This window comes from Pseudomonas sp. Irchel s3b6 (genome assembly GCF_900187415.1).
Classification (GTDB): Bacteria; Pseudomonadota; Gammaproteobacteria; order Pseudomonadales; family Pseudomonadaceae; genus Aquipseudomonas.
Map to the genome: position 1 here is coordinate 1 of NZ_FYDM01000024.1, position 20,472 is coordinate 20,472.

A 20,472-nucleotide genomic window follows, 5' to 3' on the forward strand; every position below is an offset into this window, starting at 1 on the left:
CGTCAGGCGCGACTCTCATCGTGGCGCTGGGGCATGCCCCAAACAGACGCCGGATAGATTTATGCAAGCCAACCACTTCACCCGTTTATCAGTATTGCAAAAATGGGGGTGACCATAGATTTTTGTGGGCGGGATTTGGAGCGCTGCTACTGCCGAGCGATTTGACAGAAACCTGCCGCCCCCTGAAATAGATGCAAGCCTTCTCCGGAGCCGGACGATCCAGAAAAATAAACACGCCCCCCTTTCTCGCCCCTAGATATTGACCACGACAGCCGGGCATGATAGCGAGTGCTATACTTCTCTCGGATTGCATGAAGTGTGCAACGTTCCCCATGGGTACAGATACCGACTGCAAATCTCAGTTAACGACTGCAGGACAGAGGAGGTCTGCAGCAAACACGAGATGGGAGGTGTGCCATGAATCGACACTATTACATCAGTGACAATCTCGACGATCTTGAAACCGTTGAAAATGAATTGGAAGCCGGCGGCATCAATACCGAACAAATTCATGTGCTCAGCGAAGAAGTTGCCGATGTTGAACAACATCACCTCCACGAAGTTAACTCGTTAATGAAACAAGATGCTGTTCACTCTGGCGAGATTGGTGCGGTGATCGGTGTGCCACTCGCGGCGCTGGTCCTGGGTGGCGCCTATTGGATGGGCTGGACCGAATCCGCCGCAGGCTGGGTGCCTTTTATCTTCCTTGCCTTTGTTATCTTTGGCTTCTGCATCTGGGAAGGCGGTTTTTTTGGGTTCCAGGTGCCGAACACTCACTTCCGCAATTTTAAACAGGTGGTCGATGAGGGCAAATATATCTTCTTCGTGGATGTCGAGCCGAATCAGGAATCGGTATTGGACCGGGTAATCGAACATCATCCAACGCTGAAGATCGCCGGCACGGGTACGGCAGCCCCCCACTGGACAGTCGCCTGGCAGCACAAATGGCATCAGTTCAAGCGAGTGATATCGGGTTAGCCCCAGGAGGCTCAAGGCCATCCGGAAGTGCTTATTGGCCGAAGAAAACTACCCGGCTGAGGAAAACATACTCCGCCTCGGAGGCCATCAGCCCGACGAGCACCAGTAAACACAACGGTGGCACCAATATGGCATAGACCATGGCCAACCGTTCCCAGGCCATATGCATGAAGATGGAGACAATCAAACCTGCCTTCAACAACATGAAAGTGATAATCAGGGACCACCTGAGGTAGCCCTGGAAGTGAAAATAGTCGACCAGATACGACAGTGTGCTGAGGACGAATAACAGCCCCCAGATTTTAAGGTACAAACTGATTGGATGTTGCTGACCCTGAGCATGCGCCATCATCCGTGCTCCTCTTCAGAACCATGAACAGTCTCTTGGACCTACCATAAATAAAAGAAAGCAAAGATAAACACCCACACCAAATCCACGAAGTGCCAATAAAGCCCAGCTATCTCGACGATCTGATAGTTTCCGGAGCGCTCATAATCTCCCCGCAATACTTTCAGCGCCACAATGCTGAGGTAGATGACACCGATTGACACATGCAGTCCGTGGAAACCGGTAATCATGAAAAAGCTGGCACCAAATTGCGCCGCCCCCATAGGGTTCCCCCAGGGACGCACCCCTTCTGAAATGAGCTTGCTCCATTCAAATGCCTGCATGCCGACGAAGGTCGCACCCAAGGCTGCGGTCGCCAGCATCAGGGCAGTGGTTTTCGCGCGATCACGGCGATAGGCGAAATTGACTGCCATGGCCATGGTGCCGCTGCTACTGATCAGCACAAAGGTCATGATGGCGATCAGAATAAGCGGGATTTCTCTACCGGCGATCGTTAATGCGAACACTTCACTGGGGTTCGGCCAAGGGACGGTAATGGTCATGCGTACCGACATGTAGCCGATCAAAAAACAGGTGAATATAAAAGTATCGCTGAGCAGGAATATCCACATCATCGCCTTGCCCCAAGGCACCTGCTGGAAAGCCTCCCTATCCGAGGACCAGTCGCTGGCGATGCCCTGCCATCCCGGTGCAGGCAGCACGCTGGGTGGATCGGATGAACTGGACTCGTCTGGGGCGGGTGGGTGCGATGCCATGGCTTTTCACCTCAGGCCGCAGAATCTGGCGATGGCTTCATAGGTTTGCGGCGTGCTGGTCAGCAGAGCGAATAGCACGAACCAAAGACCCAACAAGTAATGCCAATAGATGGCACAGAGTTCTATGCTCGCGCGAAGTTGCGGCAACGGCACGCGATGCAGGAATTTAGCGACGGTTCTGCTCCAGGCTATCAGCCCGCCCAGCAAGTGGAGCCCATGCAGGCCGGTCAACAGGTAGAAGAAACTGTTGGCCGGATTACTGGCGACAAAGTAGCCCCAGGCGACAAACTGCTGCCAGACCCAGAGTTGCCCCACCAGAAAGGCAATTGCAAATACGCCCCCCAATGCAAAGCCAATGACCGTTGCGCCAAGCCGAGCCTTTCGGACTGCCATACGCGACCACTGCAGTGCGATGCAACTGAACACCAGAAAAGCCGAATTCAGCCATAGCTGCCATGGATTGGCTAACGGCGCCAAGGGCTCTGTCAGGGGTAGCCAGTCGGCCATTTGTGAGCGGGCGATAAAGGCAATCAGGAAGAGAAAGAATAACGAGCTCACCACCACCAGAAACAAGCGCAGGCCTGTTCTTGCGGTTCTATCGGCACCCTCGGTGGCCTGAATGCCCTCGGGATCGCGATTCCAATTGCCGCCGGGGTCTGCGCCGTCGGCGCTTCTCAATAGCAGTCTGTTCATGTTTTAACGTCCGCTATCCTGGTTCCGGCGCTGAGTTGCCGCATATGCTCCAGCTCCTCGGCGGAAACCGTTTGCGGAACGAAATCCTGTTCTATCCCCGGCACACTGTAGTCATAGGCCCAGCGATGCACGACCGGCAGCTTCGCGCCCCAGTTACCGTGTATCGGCGGGGTGTCCGGCGTTTGCCATTCCAGACTGGCCGCGCCCCAGGGATTACTGCCTGCGGGCTTGCCTTTAAATACACTCCAGGCCAGGTTGAACACGAACAGCAATTGGGAAATGCCGACGGTCAATGCGACCACCGTAATGAAGGCATTCAAATCTTGCGCCGACTGCGGGATGAACGCGTAGTTTTCATAGGCGTAGTAGCGGCGTGGCATGCCCTGGAAACCCAGGTAGTGCATGGGGAAGAAGATGGCGTAGGTGCCCAGAAAGGTAATCCAGAAATGCAGCTTGCCCAGGGTGTCGTTCAACATGCGCCCGGTGACTTTCGGGAACCAATGATAGATGCCGCCGAACACCACCAGTACCGGTGCGACACCCATGACCATATGAAAATGGGCGACGACGAAATAGGTGTCCGAGAGCGGAATATCCACGATCACATTGCCGAGAAACAACCCGGTCAGACCGCCGACCAGGAAGGTGACGATAAAGGCCAGGGCAAACAGCATCGGCACGGTCAGATGGATATCGCCCCGCCACAGGGTCAGCACCCAGTTGTAGACTTTCAGCGCAGTTGGTACCGCGATGATCAAGGTGGTGATGGCGAAGAAAAAGCCAAAGTAGGGGTTCATTCCGCTGACATACATATGGTGTGCCCAGACCACAAAACTGAGTACGCCAATCGCAATAATGGCCCACACCATCATTCGGTAGCCGAAGATATTTTTACGCGCATGCGTGCTGATCAAGTCGGAGACCAGACCAAATGCGGGAAGAGCAACGATGTAGACTTCCGGGTGGCCGAAGAACCAGAACAGGTGCTGGAATAATATCGGGCTGCCACCCTGGTGATCGAGCTGCTGCCCCAACGAGATGATCGCCGGCATGAAGAAGCTGGTGCCCAACAGCTTGTCAAACAGCATCATGACCGCACTGACAAACAACGCCGGGAAAGCCAGCAAGGCCATAATCGAGGCCATGAAGATGCCCCATACGGAAAGCGGCATGCGAAACAATGTCATGCCGTGCGTGCGCGCCTGCAACACCGTGGTGACGTAGTTCAACCCGCCCATGGTGGCGGCGACAATAAAAATCGCCAGTGAGACGAGCATCAGCACGATGCCCCACTCGACCCCTGGTGTCCCCTGAGTAATGGACTGTGGCGGATAGAGCGTCCAGCCCGAACCGGTGGGGCCGCCAGGGACAAAAAAACTGGCGAGCAACACCAGTACCGCTACTAGATAGAACCAGTAACTCAGCATGTTGACATAGGGGAAGACCATGTCGCGGGCGCCCACCATCAGTGGGATCAGATAGTTGCCGAAGCCACCCAGAAACAAGGCCGTCAGCAAATAAATGACCATGATCATGCCGTGCATGGTCATCGCCTGATAGTAAGCACTGGCGTCCATGAACGCCAAACTACCGGGGAAGCCTATCTGCATGCGCATCAAGCCGGACAACACCACGGCGATAAGACCCACGAACAGAGCCGTCAAGGAATATTGAATGGCTATGATCTTGTGGTCCTGACTCCAGATATATTTGGTCAGGAAACTTTTAGGTTCGTGCAGTCCTGCTGTTTCGGCTTGATCCGTATAGGCCATCACGTCATCCTCCTGCCGAAGTTTCGGTGTATTTCTGGCTCCTTTACGGCTCCTTGCCTGGCTCCGCCTTGCTCGCATCAGCGTCGGTATTCGCTTTGGATTTGATAAAAGCGATCAGTGCGTTCAACTCCTTATCACTCGGAGCAAAGGCCGGCATGACGGCTGCATAGCCCTTGACGATTTTGGCGCCGGGATTAAGAACCGAATCCTTTATGTAGCTCTCATCGGCCTTTATCGTCGTGCCGTCGGCAAGGGTTACTGCCTTGCCATACAGGCCCTGCCAGCTGGGACCGACGCCCTTACTGCCATCGACACTGTGGCAGACCACGCAGCCAAGCGACTCGGCCAGCCGCTGTCCCTGCACCGCCAAGTCTTCACCTGGGCCCGACGCTTCACCAGTAGAAAGCTCATCGTCTTGCCGCGCAGCACCCAGTGATTTGATCAAGGCGACGAGAGCACCCAGTTCATCGTCATTGAGAGTATAGGCCACCATGATCGGCGGGTAGCCTTGTACCAGTCGGGCCTTCGGATCGAGGATCGACTCTTTCAGGTAGGCCTCATCGACCAGCACATTGGTGCCATCGGCAAGCTGTTCCGTGCGGCCATACAGCCCCTTCCATCCCGGGCCGAGACTGGCGCTGCCATCCTGGCTGTGGCAGGCACCGCAGCCGTATGTTTCGACCAACTGGCGGCCTTTTTCCAGCACGCTGTCCCGACTGGGCTTGGCAGCTGTCGTTAATGTCTGGGCAAACGTCGGTTGGCTGTTCAGCCATTGAGCGAAGGCGTCCCGTTCTTCCACAATCATATGGCCACGCATGTTGTAATGACCGACGCCACAGTATTCAGCGCAAAGGACTTCATATTTCCCGGTTTTAGTCGGCGTAAACCAAAAGTGCGACACCATCCCAGGCACCATATCCATCTTGCTGCGAATTTGCGGCACATAGAAATTGTGCAGCACATCTTTAGAGCGCAGTAAGACTTTCACCGGTTGATCGAGTGGAAGGTGAACTTCATTGTTTCGTATAAGGACATCGTCCTGCCCAACAGGATCCTTGGGATCAAGGCCGAGGGGGTTGGCCGAATCAACAAACTTGATATCCGATCTGCCCAGCTTCCCGTCCTGGCCGGGAAAACGAAAGGCCCACTGCCACTGCTGGGCGACCACTTCAAGTTCATAAGCATTTTTCGGCACCCGGATGAAATCGTTGTAAACAACCAGACCTGGCGCCAACATCGCGGCAATACCTACCGAGGTAACGATAATCAACCATAACTCCAGTTTTTTACTTTCTGGCTGGTAGTGCGCCCTGGCACCCTCCTTGTGACGATAACGCATCACGGCGACCGCCATGAATACCGTGATGGCAATGAAAAATATTCCGCTAATGATCAGGGTGATGAACAGGGTGGTGTCTATTGACCCCCAGTTGGAAGCTGCCGGTGTCGCCTGCCAAGGCGCTAGTATGTGGAATAGCACTGATGCAATAACGATTAGTATCAAGATAATTGCTATTGCCATTTCCTCTTCATCCTATTCCTGTTGTTCATTGGTTATGCAAAAGCATCGCCACTGACGTCCAAGCAGGGCAGACAAAGACCACCCATCCGGGCGGCAAAGTCAGTAAGGAGTATAGAGCCATCGGGTTGTACCGTGAGGTTGGCAAGCAAGGCCCGGCTACCCGCTATACTGAATCTCTGATGACGGACGGCAGGGACCGGCCAGAAGCGGCCCGAAAAGTCGAACCCTGCCCTTGTGCGGTCATCAAACATAAGTGATGGCATTGAGCAGGGACGATAGCTACAGAGTCCAGCAATCCACATGGGAGGTTTCGTCATGAGTGCGCTGACGATCGAAGGCTGGTGCAAAACCAGCGGAGCCCAAAAGTCCACCCCGATGGGGGAAGTCCATTTCTACGTCGATGGACCTCTCCATCTGCGTCTGGAGGAGGCCGAAGAGCGCCTGCAGAAGAGCCAAGAGCCTGAAGCCATGGTCGATGTCGATATGGACACGATGGAGTTGATCATGCCCGAGGGATACGGCCCCTTGTCCGACTGTCAAATGCGCGTCTATTTACACGACGAACGCGGTCAGTTTCATCTGGTCGGGCACCGTGCGAGCGATGGCAGCTTGATCTACACCAACGCGGTGTTGATTGATCAGTTGCTTGAGTAACGACTACGCGATTCTCGACATCGGTTTCTCTCTATAGGGAAATGCGGTGCTGAAAACTCACGTTTTAAAAAGAGCCAGCCAATGACTCTTTGCGTCCAGGCTATGTAAAAACGCGGGCCCCGTCCCGATCCTGACAGTCAAACCTACTCTGAAATGTTTTTACACAGCCTCTCAGTGACCGGTTTTTTATACCTGCGATTTCTCATTTCATCAGTCCTTCCGAGCGAATCGAACCATCCGGCAATACTTGCGTCCCCTTCCCCGACCGCTATGCCTCGCTGCGATTCCTACACTGATCCCTACCATTCATCACTTGGACCGCCAAGCCTGGTGGTTATAGTGTTGATAACAAAATATCAGTAGGTATAGTAACCACCTACACAGCACAGGGACGTGATGTGAATAGCCGATACTTGATCGCCCAAATCGTCGCAGACGGCTGGTACCTGGTACGGATCAGGGGCAGTCACCACCACTTCAAGCATCCAACCAAGCCTGGACGGGGGACTGTTCCGCATCCGAAAAAGGACTTATTGACCAAGACGGCCGTGAGCATCCTGCAACAGGCCTTGCTGTACTGAATCGGCGCACAGCAACCAGAGGACAACGAACATGCTTTACCCGATTGCAATTTCAATGGGCGATGACGCACACGCCTGGGGCGTTGAAGTGCCGGATATTCCGGGGTGCTTCTCGGCCGGTGATGACCTGGACGATGCCATCGCCATGGCACGGGAGGCCATCGAAGGTCACTTCGAGATTCTGGCCGAAGACGGCTCGGCGATTCCGCCAGCCAACAAAGTCACCGTGCACGCGGCCAATCCACAATACGCTGGTGTCACTTGGGCGCTGGTGGACATTGATGTCACCAAGTACCTGGGCAAGGCGCAGAAACTCAACATCACCCTGCCCGGTTATCTGCTGACCCGTATCGACGAATACGTGCTGCATCACCCGGAAGAAAAAAGCCGCTCCGGCTTTCTGGCCTCGGCGGCGTTGAAGGTGTTGCAAGAGGGCTGATCGCCCTTAGCGGGTCGCGACGATGAAGACACGCGGGAATGGCAACAGCACCGAGCCATCGGCCAGTACTGGAAAGAAGGGCTCGATTGCCTCCAGGTACTGCGCCAGGTACTGGGCTTTTTCCACCTCGTTCAGTGGCTCCAGGAACGGTCGCAGGCCACTGCCCTTGAACCACTCGACCACCGCCGCCGGACCACCCGCCAGCGGGTGATGGTAGGTGGTGCGCCACACATCGACCCGCGAGCTGCAGGAACACAGCATCTGGTAGTAGGTCGTGGCATCGTCCAGGGTCGTGCGCTGTCCGGCGATATCAACCAGCTTGTCGGCCCATGGGCCGTTGGCGGCGACTTCGCGCATCATACGGTGTGCGGGTTGCTCGAGGTTGTCAGGCATCTGGATCGCCAAGCTGCCACCGGGCGCGAGCTTGGCCACCAGCGATGGCAGCAACGTGGCGTGGTCAGGCAACCACTGGAGCACCGCGTTGGCGAAGATCACATCAAATGGGCCAGGCTCGTTCCAGGTCGCGATATTCGTGGTGTCGAAGCGCACACTCGGCAAGCGCTTGCGGGCGGACTCGATCATGTCGGCAGAACTGTCGATACCACGGACCGAGGCATCGGCAAAACGCTGTACCAGCAACTCGGTGGAGTTACCGGGGCCGCAACCGATGTCGATCACCGAACGCGCATCCAGGTTGGGGATCGCAGCCAGCAGATCACGCGCCGGGCGCGTGCGCTCATCCTCGAAAGCCACGTACTGTTTGGCGGACCAACTCATCGCATACTCCTGTAATCGATCAGGACGGGAGCGACGTGCCAGGTTCAGCCTTTCGCTCGCGGGACGTCAGTAAGCGACGGCCCCGCAACTTCGTCAAGCTGCAGTAACCGGTTGAAACATCTGCGCCATGCAACCGACGAGCACGCATTGAACATTTTGTTTGGGTAAGTCGAACGCTGCGCTGTGGCGAGCGAGCTTGCTCGCGCTGGTCTGCGTAGCGGCCCCATCGTTACGAGCGCTGCGCACTCGAGCGGGAGCAAGCTCCCTCGCCACAATAATGCCGTCCGACTGGAGATCGTCTTGACCAACTGATACTAACCCAAGGGCCACACTTTCACCGGCACGTCTATGTCCACATCCTCCCCTGCTTTCCTGCTTGGTGTGAGCACCTTTTTACGGTCAATAGCTGCCTGATGGCCGCCCCCCCCATTCAGTAAACGTCGGATTTACCAGTTTCGGCCCCGTGATTAATCGTAATACCCAACTGTCTTTTTCAAGCGATCCGAGTACTCGTAAATATCATCGATCGAATTGATCGGGTGACGGGTTTCATTTTTTTCTTCGTCAAAGATACCGATGTACTTCTGTGAGCGATTGAAGTGCAGTCGGCAGATCGGTTTACGATTATTGTCGTCTAGCAGGATGCCGAAATAACTCTGTGTATCACGCTGCACAATGCGTTTGGCATCGACGACAGACCTCACCACCGCACGGACGATGTGATACCCCTCCAGTTCTTCCAGAGTCGTCAGTACTTTGTCATCCGACTCGTCACGCCCCTCCAGCTCAACGGCGCTTGAACCTGTCGACGACAACGAAGACAGACTGGGTTGGATAGCGCCACTCATCGCCGACTTAAGGCGATCATTGATCTGTTCATTGAGAAATTGCACAACAGCTTTTCGAGTCAGCTCTTGAAACTGCTCTCGGACTTTTTGTGTGATCACGCCGTCGTACACTCGGGATGCGAAGACTTTGACGAAATCGTCATCAGGCTTGCTGACCTGCGCGGCGATAACCTTTTTAATCTGGCTGACGTATTTCAACTCCCCCGCAGCATTGATGATCGAGTCGACATCGAATGCTGACTTGGTCAGTTTCGTCAGCTCTGGTACCGAATACTCGTCAATGTCGAGCAGATCGAGCTCAAGAAAAGGTTTTTCGTCCATTTTGTTGGGAGCATCCAGGTCGGTGAAAAACTTGTAGACCTGACCATTTGTGAGGATCGAGATGCGGGCACTGGTGACGTGGAAATAACGAAACAGCTGCGATGCATGATTTATGTGCAAAGGCTCACCAATTTTTTTGCACTCGATCAGGATCTGAACATCTCCATCTTTCATGATCGCGTAATCGATTTTTTCTCCCTTCTTCGTTCCTACATCGCAAATAAACTCAGGGATCACCTCGGACGGATCAAACACGTCATAACCAAGGACGGTGCTGATGAAGGGCATGACGAAGGCGTTTTTGGTGGCTTCCTCCGTCTGAATGGATACGCCTTGCAGGCGAACTTTTGCGGCTAGACTTGAAAGCTTTTCAATAAATTCCATGAGCGGCCTCTTACCTGTTTCAGATCCATGTTTGTACATGCTGGCAAAGTGATCGCCATTGATACTAGTCTCAAACCGGCACAAAGAAAGAAACCGAACAAAGGTCGAGGTCAGATGCAGAGAATTGCTACAAATTCGAAGTGAGAGACGCCCTGGCCATAGGCATGAGATCACCGATGAGGATTACCTATAGCTACAGACACCAGCAGGACTTGAATCATCGCTCAAGCAGATTAACGACTCGCCCGCAAGGCCCTGGCCATTTGCAGATGATGCTCAAGCCTGGGCAAGGTTTCTTCGACGAAGGCCTTGATCTCCGGCACGTCGGTGGTGCTCGCTTCTTGCTGCAGGTGTTCGATGGTGTGCTCGGTGGTTTTCACCTGGCTGGCGGTGTAGGCCGAATCGAACGACTCGCCTTCCTGGATGTGCGGTATCAGGGTTTTGGCCTTGCTCATGACTTCTTCTCGTGGCGCCACTGGCAGGTCGAGTTTCCTGGCGATTTTCGCCAGGTGCTGGTTGGCCGTGGTGCGGTCGTTGATCACCACAATGGTGTAATCCTTGATCGCCTTGGACTCGGTTTTCTGGTGCGCCATACGGCTGACTTCAATATCCGCCATGCCCTGGGCCGAGGCCTCGTTGATGAAATCGACCGGTGATTCGGCCAATGCGCTGCGGGCACCAAGCCCCAGTAGCACGGCAAGACAGATGATCGATAGTCGGCTGGCCACCGAGATCATGGTCACGCCCTCCTTGAACAGACAGATGAGTGCAGTGGGTGTCCCCACTTGTCTTCAGAAGGCAAAACAAGGCAAAGGTTTAGCCAATCGGCACTGACAGCGACGAACGGCTCCCTGAACCCGATCAGGCGCGATCCAGACGCTCACTCAAGCGTTTGGCGGCGTACATGGCTTCATCGGCATGCTTGAACAGTTGCTTCTCTTCGGTGCCGTGCTCGGGGTACAGCGCCACGCCAATGCTCGGCAGGATGTTCAGGCTATGGCTGTCCAGGCGCATGGGTTGAGCAAGCACTTGACGGATCTTGATCGCCACTCGCGCGGCATCTTCAGCGGCCTGGACACTGTCGAGCAACACGACGAATTCATCGCCGCCAATGCGCGCCACGGTGTCAGACTCTCGTACACAGCCTTGCAGCCGATTGGCCACCGCTTGCAGCAACATGTCGCCAACGCCGTGGCCGTAGGTGTCGTTGACCTGCTTGAAATCATCCAGGTCGACGTACAGCAGCGCCATGCGTCCCAGGTCCCGCTTGGCTTTGCCCAAGGCCGAGGCCAGGCGCTCTCGCAGCAACTCGCGGTTGGGCAAACGGGTCAGGTGGTCGTGCTGGGCCATGTATTGCAGACGGCTGTGCAACTGCTTGCGCTCAATGGCCGCCGCGACTTGGGCGCAGACGTACTGCAGCAGTTCCTTGTCGCGCTCGGTGTAGTGCACGTCACCCGGCATGCTTTTGACGATCAAGGCACCAATGGTGCCTTTCTGCGAGTTCAGGGGCACACCCAGCCAGCACGGAGAGTCCTGATCACTGACGACGCCGGAACAACCGGACACTGCAAATGGCTGCTCGGGTGTCACCAGCACCGGTTGCCCGGAGTGGATCACCTCGGCGCACAGCCTCCCGGTCACACTGAACTCGGGATCACACTCGTGATGGTCGACATGGTAGGGAAAGTTCAGTTGTTCGCAGTGCTCGTCATAGAGCGCCACCGAGAAGTTCAGCGCCGGCAACCACTCACCGATCAGCTGGTGAATTCGCTTGAACAGCGCCAGCAGATCCTCGGCGGCGTGGGCCGCTTCGGAGATCGCATACAAGGCTGCCTGCCGGGACTCGGCCAGTTTGCGCTCGGTGATGTCGCGGGCCACGGCGATGCGCAATTGATCGACTTCGGACCAGCGCGCCGACCACATGATATGGACCACCTGACCGTCCTTGCGCAGGTAGCGGTTTTCGAAGCTGGGGTTCGGTTGGCCACGCATGATTTCCCGGGCAGCGTCCAGGGTCCGCTGACGGTCGGCCGGGTGCACCATCTCGATCATCTGTTGGCCGATCAGCTCGTCCTGGGTGTAACCGAACACTTGCTCGCAGGAAGCACTGACAAAGACAAAGCGTCCCTGGCTGTCGACGGCACATACGACGTCGAGCAGCAGATCGATGTAACTGGCCAGCGGTGCGGAGTTTCTGGTGGTCATGTTGGATGGATACTGTCCAAAAATGCAGCTATGAGTATCAGTCCATGGACCTGGCAATCCCTGAGCGCGGGTGCCTTGTTACAACTGACGCAGCCTTGCGTGCAGCCTCAAGTCTTGTTTGCTAGCAGGCCCGGCACCGCATGCAGCAGGGCGTTGATGGCGAAACCGATGAACATTACCCCGCAAATCCGGGTGATTGCCAGCTCATGACGCTGATACAGCGAGCGCACCCGACGAGCGCCCACGACCCCGATCAGAATAGCGTATGCCGCGATACCGCCAAGGAAACTCAGCGCGATCAGCCACGGCAGCATCGACCAGTGCAGCAACTCGGCGCGGCTGGACAGCAATGCGGTAAAAGTCGCCACGGCCACCGGGTATGCCTTGGGATTGGTCAGGCCGAACATGATCCCATGCCAGAACGGCTGGCGCGCCGGTCCTTGCTCCGTGTCGCCGCTGCCGGGGCGGCTGCGGATCGCCCGCACGCCCAGCCAGAACAGGTACAGGCCGCTGAGCACTCCGAGCACGTCAAACGCGCTGCTGCCAATTTCCCGCGCACCGACAATGGCGATCAACGCCGTGCTGCACCAGACCACATCGCCCAACAAGTGACCACAGAGAAACCCCGCGCCCGCGCGCCGGCCTCGGGCAGCGCCAATCCCGAAAACCGCGAGCACACCCGGCCCCGGCGTGATGCCGTAGATAAAACCCGAGGCGAGTACGGCGAACAACAATGAAGACGTCATCGGTTAACACTCCCTGTAAGGCCATCCAGGCCTGAACGGCGTGCTGGAGTGCGCTTTTTAACACAAGCCCAGGCGGTGCCTGTAACCATAAAAACTCAGAAGATCATGACTTGAAGTCATACCTCACCCAGCGGGCCGATGCCGGGTGCTACGGCGTGAAGAATTTCATCCCGGCATAGGGCCGCTGGCGACAGGCCTCAAGCCGTGATGCCAGATCACCGACGTGGGCTTCGAGCTGATGCCCGTCGGGGTCCAGGAAATAGAACGACGCGCCTTCACTGCGGTTGCCTCGCCACTCTGGCACAGCGGCTGTTCGCAAGCGCGCGACGAACACCGGGAAATCGTCGGCACCCAGGCTGAAGGCGTAATGGGTGTAATCGACAACGGCGCCTGGCTCACGCCTGGGGTCGAGCGACAGGCACAACCACAACCCTGGCAACGACAGATAGGCACCGTTGTCCCAGGTGGCATCGAGGCGCAGCTGCAGCAGGCCATGATAGAACGCCAGACTGCGTTCCAGGTCAGTGACCGCCAGGGTCAGGTGGTTGAGGCCGTGGAGCATGCCGGGTACCTCGCGAGTGATATTCTGAATCAAAGCACTGGGGGCAACAGACGAGCGGGACTAGCTCCGCCCCCCTGACTGCAATGTAGTATGTTGTATTACAAACCACTACATCGAGACAGCCATGTCCGTCATGTCTTTGCGCCTGCCAGACGAAATTGCCGACACCCTCGCCAGCCTGGCCAAAGCGACAGGTCGGAGTAAATCTTTCCTGGCCGTCGATGCGCTACGTGAGTACCTGGCTCGAGAAACCTGGCAAATCGAAGAAATCCAGCACGCGTTGAAAGAAGCTGATGCCGGAGACTTTGCCAGTGATGAAGAAGTCAGTGCCCTCACCGGCAAGTGGACCGGTAATGCGCGTTGAGTGGCTGAGAACCGCACTCAAAAATATTGATGACGAAGCCACTTACCTTGCCTTGGAAAATCCGAAGACAGCAACCGACTTCGTCAAAGCCATCTTCGCCAGTGTCGAGCAGCTCTCCCGATTTCCGGCCATGGGCCGTGAGGGCCGCCTGCCCGGCACTCGAGAGTGGGTGCTACCCGACCCCCCCTACCTTATCCCTTATCGTGTTCGCCAAGGCAGGCTTCAAATACTGCGCGTGTTCCACACCCGTCGCTTACCGCCCGGAGCATGGTAGGTCACGGTCCGTGTCATAGACCCTGCATCTCCTTGGGAACCACATACTGCCGACCGTCATAGCGCAGCGTCGTCAGCACCGTCTTGCCCACCGTTTCCTTGTATTCACAGTCATCGCGCCCCACCAGGTTCTGCGTGTCGGTGGTCACCGACCTGACGATCAGGTCGGCAAAGCCATGGCTACTGGTTTTGGCCATGTCCAGGGTGCGTTTGGTGTGACTGAATTCGCCGGCGCAGTTGGTATCCCACTCGCCGTTGCCGGATTCGATCACCAACTGTTCAAGGACCGGACGCAACACGTTGCCTTCGCGCACGTACAGCGACAGGACGGCTTGCTCGAACGGGTTGGCACGCGATGAACCGGTGAAGCCGGCACGCACGCCGAATGCTCGCAGATCGGAGGTGAGTTTATAGCGCGCGGTGTCGATGCTCAGCCCATCGAAGCGCACGGCATCGGAGCTGTACACCGACGCCTGGGCATAGCGGGCCAGCGGCTTGCCGTCGACGTTGGACACCACGGCCAGTTTCAGGTCGTACATGCCCATGCCATCCGGCGCATCGCTGAGGGTGGGGTCCGGCTCGATCTGCGACAACGCGGTGATGGTCTGGCCATCGTAGGCCGGCCAGTCCTTGCACACCGAGTAGCCCGGCACGCCCTCGGGCAACAGCGGTTTTTCACATTCGGCATAGGCCTGAGTTGCACTCAGCGCGCCACTCATGGCCACGCAGCCCAGCCAGCGGTATTTCAAGGTCATTCCGTGTTCCTTGTGTACGTCTTGATCAAACAGTCAGCCATGCACTATCGCCTGCCCGACCTGTCGATTCAACCAGTTCAACGCAGGGTCACCTCCCCGGTGGCCATGCCAGGCGAGCACGAAGGTGAATGGGGGGATGTGAAACGGGGGCGGCAGGATCACCAATTGCGACTGATCGATACCCTGCAGGCCACGGGCGGCGACGGTGAGGATCAGGTCGGTTGCGCGAATCAATTGCGGGGCCACACTCCAGTGCGGCAGGCTGACGGTGACGTGACGGCGCTCGCCAAGGGTGGTCAGCGCGCGCTCGATTTCCGGGGTGCCGCTGCCACGCATTTCCAGCAGGACATGGGGCCGGGCGAGATAGGTCGGCAGGTCGAGCATGCCGCTGGCCGGCAAGCTGTCGCGATCCACCAGGCAGGCAAACCGCTCCTCGAACAGCGTCGTGGAGCGCAGCTCGTTGGGCAGTTCGGGAAACACCCCGGCGGCCAGGTCGATATCGCCGTTGAGCACACCTTCGAGCATGCCTTCGCGACTGGCGTGGCTGATTTGCAGGTCGATGCCCGGCGCCTCACGGCGCAAGGTACGGATCAGCCCCGGCAGGACAAGGGCCGCGCCGTAGTCGGACATCGCCAGGCGGAACCTGCGTTTGGCTGACGCGGGGTCAAAGGCGTTGGGTGCCAGCAACGCCTGGACCTGCGACAGCGCTTCGCGCAGTGGCGCTGCCAGTTCCAGCGCACGCGGAGTGGCGACCAACCCGGCACCGGCACGCACCAGCAAGGGATCACCCAGCATGTCACGCAGCCGCGCCAGCGCGTGGCTGACCGCCGGCTGGCTGAGATGAAGGCGCTCGGCCGCGCGCGTCACGTGCTGCTCGCTGAGCAAAGCGTCGAGGATCACCAGCAGGTTCAAATCGATACGGCGCAGATCATTCATCCGATGCATGTTCTGGATAGCTATTTGGAATTTAAATCTGCGCGACGAATACCTTAGAGTCCAGCAAAACCTGTTGGAGAAACCTCATGAGTACCTTGCATTGGGCCGGACTGTTGCTACTGGCGGTGATCGCCGGCGCCGTGGTGCCCTTTCAAAGCGCGATCAACGCCAACCTCAGTCGCGGCCTCGGCCATCCCTTGTGGGCGACCCTTGCATCGTTGCTGGTGAGTATGGCGGTGTTGTTGCCGGTGATCATCGCCCTGCGTTTGCCGCTACCGTCCCTGGGGTTCATCAGCAAGGCGCCCCTGGGGATGTGGGCCGGCGGTGCCTTCGGTGTGTGCTTCATTGCCCTGGCCTTGATGCTGCTTCCCAAACTGGGGGCATCCGGGTTCATTGCCCTGGCGCTGAGCGGGCAGGTGGTGGCGTCGCTGGTGCTGGATCACTTCGGGTTGTTCGGGCTGGTGGAGCGGCATCTGACCCTGCCGAAGCTGCTCGGCGCGGCCATGCTGATTGCCGGGGTGGTGTTGATTCAATTCAGCACCAGCCCCGCCAGAGCCCTGCTGCCGGACCCGTGATTCAGCCCCCTGCTCCACGGTCCCGGCGTAAACCGCTACGGGCGCCAGCCTGGCCACTGGCGCTGATGAGCGTGGCCCTGGCGGTGACAGCCATGGGCTGAACCGTCAGAACGCGTTGCGGAAAATCTCTTCGATCTGCCGCTGATCCGCCGCCCGTGGATTGGTCAGGCCACAAGCATCTTTCAGCGCGTTGGCCGCGAGGAGCGGGACGTCTTGCAGCTTGGCCCCAAGGTCGCGCAAGCCGGCTGGAATCTCCACGTCCCGGGACAATTCACGGATCGCTGCGATAGCCGCCTCAGCACCCTCCTGCGGGTTGAGACCACGGGTCTCGACACCCAGCGCATGGGCCACCACCGCCAGGCGTTCAGCACAGATCGCGGCGTTGAAGCTTTGCACGTGAGGCAACAGCACCGCGTTGCACACGCCATGGGGCAAGTCGTAAAGGCCGCCCAACTGGTGGGCCATTGCATGGACAAACCCCAGGGACGCGTTGTTGAACGCCATGCCCGCGAGGAACTGCGCGTAAGCCATGTTCTCCCGGGCGATCATGTCGCTGCCGTCGCGCACCGCCAGGCGTAAATTGCGACTGATCAGCTCGATGGCTTTCAGCGCACAGGCATCGGTGATCGGATTGGCGGCGGTGGAGACATAGGCTTCGATGGCGTGGGTCAAGGCGTCCATGCCGGTGGCGGCGGTCAGGCCCTTGGGCATGGCGGCCATCAGGGCCGGATCGTTGACCGACAACAGTGGTGTGACATTGCGGTCGACGATGGCCATTTTCACGTGGCGTGATTCATCGGTGATGATGCAGAAGCGGGTCATTTCACTGGCGGTGCCGGCGGTGGTGTTAATCGCAACCAACGGCAGCTGTGGCATGGCGGACCGGTCGACGCCTTCGTAGTCGGCGATCTTGCCGCCATTGGTGGCGCACAGGGCGATGCCCTTGGCGCAGTCGTGGGGCGAGCCGCCGCCCAGAGACACCACGAAATCGCATTCGCTGCGCTGCAGCAGTTCCAGGCCGCTCTCCACATTGGCGATGCTCGGGTTGGCCTTGGCGCCATCGAACACCACCGAATCGATGTCCTGCATCGCCAGTTTTTCGGCGATCAGGCTGGCCACGCCCGCTTCGGCCAACCCTGTGTCGGTCACGATCAAGGCCTTGCGAAACCCATAGTTGCTGATGGCAGTCATGGCTTCATCGAGGCAACCGGTGCCCATGATGTTCACGGCGGGAATGAAAAATGTGCTGGTCACGGCGATTCCTCCTCGATAGACCGAACCGTCACTCCTGATTCGGCGGATACCCCAAGGATCGACCCATCGCTCACCGCGCATCTTGATCTGGCTCAACACCCGGTCGTGATAAAGTCTGCGCCCTGCCCCCACCTGCTTGAGAAGACCGACGCGATGACCGAGTTCCAGGATGTTGATGCCCACCTAGAAGACTGGAAGGCGTTGCGTGCAACCACCCCGTTCAGTGCCCTGTTGGTGGGCAACGGTGCCAGTCGCGCGGTGTGGGATGACTTCGGTTACGACTCGCTGTTCGAAAACGCGCGCACGGTGGAGGAAAAGCCGTTGAGCCCGTCCGAGCTGAGTGTGTTCGAGGCGATGCAGACGCGCAGTTTCGAGCAAGTGCTGGGCGCACTGAAAACCACCAGCCGGGTCAACAAGGCCCTGGCCGTCAGCTCCGCAGCACCGCGCAATCGTTACTACGCGATCAAGGAAGCGCTGATCAACACCGTGCATGCGGTGCACATTCCCTGGCGCCTGGTGCAGGCCTCAAGCCTGGCGATGATCAGTCAGGAGCTGAGCAGCTATCCGACGGTGTTCACCACCAACTATGACTTGCTCAATTACTGGGCGATCCAGCACCAGCCCGACGGCATCAGCGACCTGTTTCATGGCGCAGGGCCGAGCTTCGACCTGAGCGCCAGCACCACCGACAAGACCCGCCTGCTGTACCTGCACGGCGGCCTGCACCTGGTGCGCAACCAGGACGGCACCGCGCGCAAACTGACCTCCACCGAAGGGACGCTGCTGGGCAGCTTTGCGATCAATAACACGATCAAGACCCTGGACGATGTGCCGCTGTTCGTCAGCGAAGGCAGCAGCGAAGACAAGCTCAAGACCATCCGCAGTTCGGATTACCTGTCGTTCTGCTACGACCAGTTGCTGCATCAACACGATGGGTTGTGCATCTTCGGTCACAGCCTCGGCAAGCAGGACGAGCACCTCATTCACGCCCTGCGCCAAGCCAGGCCGAACACCGTGGCGATCTCGATCTATCCACGCAGCGCAGCGTTTATCCAGAGCCAGAAACGGCATTACGCAAAGGTGTTTGAGGGGACGGGGGTTGAGCTGCGGTTTTTCGACTCGAAGTCGCACGCACTGGGTAACTCGGCGCTGACGGTGCCGGTCGAGGTCTGACACTGTCACTGTGGCGAGGGCGCGCGCTCAAGTCAGGCGCGGCATAACCCGATCACTCCTCGCTGCTATGCACCACCACCAGCAACTGCGCCTGCACCTCACCCACCGAGCGCAGGCGGTGAGGCTTTTGTGCGTTGAAGTGCAGCGCATCCCCCCGATCCAGGATCACTCGCTCGTTCATGAAGTCGACTTCGACCTGGCCCTCATGGACAAACAGGAACTCCTCCCCCAGGTGCTCCTTGAAGGTCTTGTCGCTGAACTCCTTGGGCGGATAGACGATGAAGGGCAACAGGCTGCGCTCACTGACCTGATGAGCCAGTACCGCGTAACCCGGCGCCTGGTCATTGGCCGCCAGAGACTGTCGCTCATGGGCGCGCACCAGGCTGTAGCTGTCGAGGCTGATCGCGTCCTCGGAGAACAACTCCTCGACCTTGACGTTCAGCGCCTTGGCCAGTTTCAGCGCCGCCGCAATGGACGGAGTGTTGAGCCCGCGCTCGACTTTCGACAGATAGCTCTTGGTCATGCCGGATTTTTCGGCCAGGGCCTCCAGCGTAACACCGAGTTTTTTTCTCAATAATTTCAAACGGATAGACATGTGGAGCGATTAATCCATCAAGGAGGCAACGATTAGTCCTTGCCAATGACACAAAGTGTCATATAGCCTCTTAAGTATCATGTGCGATCACCCAACGACCTTGCGAGCAGCGGGAGAACCACATCCGACGTCCATTGATTGCTACAAAGGACACCTGATATGGCCAAGACATTAGCACTACCTAAAGAGCAACTCATCAAGCAGGCGCTTTCGCAGATGCAAAGCACCCTGGCGGATAATACGTGGACTGACCGGCAAAAGCTGGCGCTGACCTGCCGCATTCTGTTCGAGAACGGTCACGACTCGGGGCTGGCCGGGCAAATTACCGCCCGCGGCCCACAACCGGGCACCTACTACACCCAGCAACTGGGCCTGGGTTTCGACGAAATCACCGCGAGCAACCTGCTGCTGGTCAACGAAGACCTGGAAGTGCTGGAAGGCCACGGCATGCCGAACCCGGCCAACCGATTCCACAGCTGGGTCTACCGCGCCCGCCCGGACGTGAACTGCATCATCCACACGCACCCGACCCACGTCGCCGCCTTGTCGATGCTGGAAGTGCCACTGGAAATCTCCCACATGGACCTCTGCCCGCTCTACGAGGACTGCGCCTTTCTCGAAGCCTGGCCGGGGGTGCCGGTGGGCAACGAAGAAGGTGAAATCATCGCTGGGGCTCTGGGCGACAAGCGCGCGATTGTGCTTTCCCACCACGGCCAGCTGTCGACCGGACGGACCATCGAGGAAGCCTGCGTGATTGCACAGTTGATCGAGCGCGCGGCCAAGCTACAGTTGCTGGCGATGTCGGCCGGTACGCTCAAACCGATCCTGCCGGCACTCGGCCGCGAAGCCCATGACTGGATCTCCAAGCCCAAGCGCCACGGCGCCGCGTTCAACTACTACGCCCGGCAGAACCTGCGCCAACACGCCGATTGCCTGAACTGAAACCGCTCATTCGCTTAAT

General features: G+C 57.8%; 24 protein-coding genes. 9 read left to right on the top strand and 15 right to left on the bottom strand.

The genetic code is table 11. The annotated features are described in order from the left end of the window. The first annotated feature begins 417 nt into the window (after positions 1-417). Positions 418-978 (top strand): hypothetical protein, encoded by a 561-nt coding sequence (locus CKW07_RS23975; protein WP_095147350.1) that lies wholly within the window; start codon positions 418-420, stop codon positions 976-978. A gap of 31 nt (positions 979-1,009) precedes the next feature. Here the strand turns inward: CKW07_RS23975 and CKW07_RS23980 are convergent, their stop codons facing one another. Genes CKW07_RS23980 through CKW07_RS24000 form a run of 5 tightly spaced genes read right to left on the bottom strand, consistent with a single transcriptional unit; the run spans position 1,010 to position 6,069 of the window. Continuing rightward, positions 1,010-1,327: a cytochrome C oxidase subunit IV family protein gene (locus CKW07_RS23980; RefSeq protein WP_095147399.1), complete on the bottom strand. Its 318-nt coding sequence runs from the start codon at positions 1,325-1,327 to the stop codon at positions 1,010-1,012. 41 nt (positions 1,328-1,368) lie between these two features. Further along, positions 1,369-2,082, bottom strand: coding sequence for a heme-copper oxidase subunit III family protein (locus tag CKW07_RS23985; protein WP_095147351.1), 714 nt, complete (start codon positions 2,080-2,082; stop codon positions 1,369-1,371). 6 nt (positions 2,083-2,088) lie between these two features. Further along, positions 2,089-2,775, bottom strand: a complete 687-nt coding sequence (locus CKW07_RS23990; RefSeq protein ID WP_095147352.1) for a cytochrome c oxidase subunit 3 — start codon at positions 2,773-2,775, stop codon at positions 2,089-2,091. Further along, positions 2,772-4,547 (bottom strand): cytochrome c oxidase subunit I, encoded by a 1,776-nt coding sequence (gene ctaD, locus CKW07_RS23995; protein ID WP_095147353.1) that lies wholly within the window; start codon positions 4,545-4,547, stop codon positions 2,772-2,774. Before ctaD ends, CKW07_RS23990 begins: the two co-directional genes overlap by 4 nt. 43 nt (positions 4,548-4,590) lie before the next feature. Continuing rightward, positions 4,591-6,069, bottom strand: a complete 1,479-nt coding sequence (locus CKW07_RS24000; RefSeq protein ID WP_095147354.1) for a cytochrome c oxidase subunit II — start codon at positions 6,067-6,069, stop codon at positions 4,591-4,593. Positions 6,070-6,384: 315 nt separating this feature from the next. On the opposite strand from CKW07_RS24000, the gene CKW07_RS24005 reads away from it, so the two are divergent. From CKW07_RS24005 to CKW07_RS24015, 3 genes are all read left to right on the top strand, one after another. Further along, positions 6,385-6,723, top strand: coding sequence for a hypothetical protein (locus CKW07_RS24005; protein ID WP_095147355.1), 339 nt, complete (start codon positions 6,385-6,387; stop codon positions 6,721-6,723). Positions 6,724-7,121: 398 nt separating this feature from the next. Further along, positions 7,122-7,304 (top strand): type II toxin-antitoxin system HicA family toxin, encoded by a 183-nt coding sequence (locus tag CKW07_RS24010; protein ID WP_095147356.1) that lies wholly within the window; start codon positions 7,122-7,124, stop codon positions 7,302-7,304. 31 nt (positions 7,305-7,335) lie between these two features. After that, on the top strand, positions 7,336-7,743 hold the full coding sequence (locus CKW07_RS24015) for a type II toxin-antitoxin system HicB family antitoxin (RefSeq protein WP_095147357.1): 408 nt from the start codon (positions 7,336-7,338) through the stop codon (positions 7,741-7,743). Positions 7,744-7,749: 6 nt separating this feature from the next. On the opposite strand, the gene tam is transcribed toward CKW07_RS24015, so the two are convergent. The 6 genes from tam to fos all read right to left on the bottom strand — a co-directional run bounded on the left by tam (position 7,750) and on the right by fos (position 13,586). Beyond that, complete coding sequence (gene tam, locus CKW07_RS24020; RefSeq protein ID WP_095147358.1) at positions 7,750-8,520, bottom strand: trans-aconitate 2-methyltransferase; 771 nt, start codon at positions 8,518-8,520, stop codon at positions 7,750-7,752. 467 nt (positions 8,521-8,987) lie between these two features. Next, positions 8,988-10,073: a type I restriction endonuclease gene (locus CKW07_RS24025; protein ID WP_095147359.1), complete on the bottom strand. Its 1,086-nt coding sequence runs from the start codon at positions 10,071-10,073 to the stop codon at positions 8,988-8,990. A 233-nt stretch (positions 10,074-10,306) separates the two neighbouring features. After that, a complete protein-coding gene (locus CKW07_RS24030) occupies positions 10,307-10,810 on the bottom strand; it encodes a DUF4142 domain-containing protein (RefSeq protein ID WP_095147360.1) in 504 nt (167 codons plus the stop codon). 124 nt (positions 10,811-10,934) lie between these two features. Beyond that, the gene (locus tag CKW07_RS24035; RefSeq protein WP_095147361.1) at positions 10,935-12,278 is read right to left on the bottom strand and encodes a GGDEF domain-containing protein; all 1,344 of its coding nucleotides are present in this window, start codon (positions 12,276-12,278) and stop codon (positions 10,935-10,937) included. Positions 12,279-12,385: 107 nt separating this feature from the next. Then, positions 12,386-13,024, bottom strand: a complete 639-nt coding sequence (locus CKW07_RS24040) for a LysE family translocator (RefSeq protein ID WP_095147362.1) — start codon at positions 13,022-13,024, stop codon at positions 12,386-12,388. Between the two features lie 148 nt (positions 13,025-13,172). Then, positions 13,173-13,586: a fosfomycin resistance glutathione transferase gene (gene fos, locus CKW07_RS24045; protein WP_095147363.1), complete on the bottom strand. Its 414-nt coding sequence runs from the start codon at positions 13,584-13,586 to the stop codon at positions 13,173-13,175. Positions 13,587-13,710: 124 nt separating this feature from the next. On the opposite strand from fos, the gene CKW07_RS24050 reads away from it, so the two are divergent. Further along, positions 13,711-13,950, top strand: coding sequence for a CopG family ribbon-helix-helix protein (locus CKW07_RS24050; protein ID WP_095147364.1), 240 nt, complete (start codon positions 13,711-13,713; stop codon positions 13,948-13,950). Then, entirely contained in the window at positions 13,940-14,224 is a 285-nt protein-coding gene (locus tag CKW07_RS24055) for a type II toxin-antitoxin system RelE/ParE family toxin (protein WP_095147365.1), read from the top strand. Before CKW07_RS24050 ends, CKW07_RS24055 begins: the two co-directional genes overlap by 11 nt. Before the next feature lie 13 nt (positions 14,225-14,237). On the opposite strand, the gene CKW07_RS24060 is transcribed toward CKW07_RS24055, so the two are convergent. Beyond that, the gene (locus tag CKW07_RS24060) at positions 14,238-14,978 is read right to left on the bottom strand and encodes a hypothetical protein (protein ID WP_095147366.1); all 741 of its coding nucleotides are present in this window, start codon (positions 14,976-14,978) and stop codon (positions 14,238-14,240) included. Between the two features lie 33 nt (positions 14,979-15,011). Further along, positions 15,012-15,923 (bottom strand): LysR family transcriptional regulator, encoded by a 912-nt coding sequence (locus CKW07_RS24065; RefSeq protein ID WP_095147367.1) that lies wholly within the window; start codon positions 15,921-15,923, stop codon positions 15,012-15,014. Positions 15,924-16,000: 77 nt separating this feature from the next. Here CKW07_RS24065 and CKW07_RS24070 point away from each other — a divergent pair, with 77 nt between their 5' ends. Beyond that, positions 16,001-16,489, top strand: coding sequence for a DMT family transporter (locus CKW07_RS24070; protein WP_095147368.1), 489 nt, complete (start codon positions 16,001-16,003; stop codon positions 16,487-16,489). A 105-nt stretch (positions 16,490-16,594) separates the two neighbouring features. Here the strand turns inward: CKW07_RS24070 and yiaY are convergent, their stop codons facing one another. Beyond that, positions 16,595-17,743 (bottom strand): L-threonine dehydrogenase, encoded by a 1,149-nt coding sequence (gene yiaY, locus CKW07_RS24075; protein WP_095147369.1) that lies wholly within the window; start codon positions 17,741-17,743, stop codon positions 16,595-16,597. A 153-nt stretch (positions 17,744-17,896) separates the two neighbouring features. On the opposite strand from yiaY, the gene CKW07_RS24080 reads away from it, so the two are divergent. Then, positions 17,897-18,916 carry a DUF4917 family protein gene (locus CKW07_RS24080; protein WP_095147370.1) on the top strand — a complete coding sequence of 340 codons (1,020 nt, stop codon included), beginning with the start codon at positions 17,897-17,899 and terminating at the stop codon, positions 18,914-18,916. 52 nt (positions 18,917-18,968) lie between these two features. On the opposite strand, the gene CKW07_RS24085 is transcribed toward CKW07_RS24080, so the two are convergent. Beyond that, entirely contained in the window at positions 18,969-19,511 is a 543-nt protein-coding gene (locus tag CKW07_RS24085; protein WP_095147371.1) for a helix-turn-helix domain-containing protein, read from the bottom strand. A 159-nt stretch (positions 19,512-19,670) separates the two neighbouring features. Here CKW07_RS24085 and CKW07_RS24090 point away from each other — a divergent pair, with 159 nt between their 5' ends. After that, complete coding sequence (locus CKW07_RS24090) at positions 19,671-20,453, top strand: aldolase (RefSeq protein ID WP_095147372.1); 783 nt, start codon at positions 19,671-19,673, stop codon at positions 20,451-20,453. The last annotated feature ends 19 nt before the right edge of the window (positions 20,454-20,472 follow it).